The sequence below is a fragment of the Companilactobacillus bobalius genome (assembly GCF_002179915.1).
GTDB lineage: Bacteria > Bacillota > Bacilli > Lactobacillales > Lactobacillaceae > Companilactobacillus > Companilactobacillus bobalius.
Genome location: NZ_MYFM01000026.1, coordinates 1 through 598, shown reverse-complemented (window position 1 = coordinate 598; position 598 = coordinate 1). Strand labels below are relative to the sequence as shown.

The following is a 598-nucleotide window of genomic DNA, read 5'->3' as shown; positions in this document are numbered from 1 at the left end:
GGAACTACTACTGGAGGAACTACTGGTGGTGGAACTTCTTCAAGCCAAGTATCACAATTGCCATCCACTTTAAATCTGTTTAGTGGTTCAGCAGTTGGAAGTATTTTGCTATCGGGTCCGTCAACAAATTATGATAATGTACAAGATGGCCTTTTAATCACTTTAAGCAATCTAACTTCAGATACTCTCAGTGGCCCAAGCTTTGGAAATCGTAATATTCGTTTTGATTTATCATCAGTCGGTTTAACACCAATTAAGATTCCTAAAGAAAAATTAGTTGTTAATAGCTCAATTGATATTTCTGACCAATTGTCACAATATATTGGTAAAAAAGTTCAAGCCCAACTTAGTGATGGAAACTCTTGGGAAAAAATTGATGACTTCTATAATAACATTTCAGGTTTCACCATTAAAAGCTTTGGAGGAGCATCAATTAAGGTACTTCCTAATACAACGCTTAGTATTAATCTTACTGCACATATATTTGGTGATTACACGGATGGTGATTTCAAAATTCCAGTAATTCAAGTGAATACTTATAAAAATTAGGAGGTACAATAATGAAAATTTCAGTTTATTTAGATGATGATAGAAATAT

The 598-nt window shown here is 33.1% G+C and carries 1 protein-coding gene; it reads left to right on the top strand.

Annotation, left to right across the window (positions count from 1 at the left end; genetic code table 11):
- The coding region (locus tag LKACC16343_RS14440; RefSeq protein ID WP_179207697.1) for a hypothetical protein at positions 1-549 on the top strand (549 nt) is incomplete at its 5' end.
- Positions 550-598 lie beyond the last annotated feature (49 nt).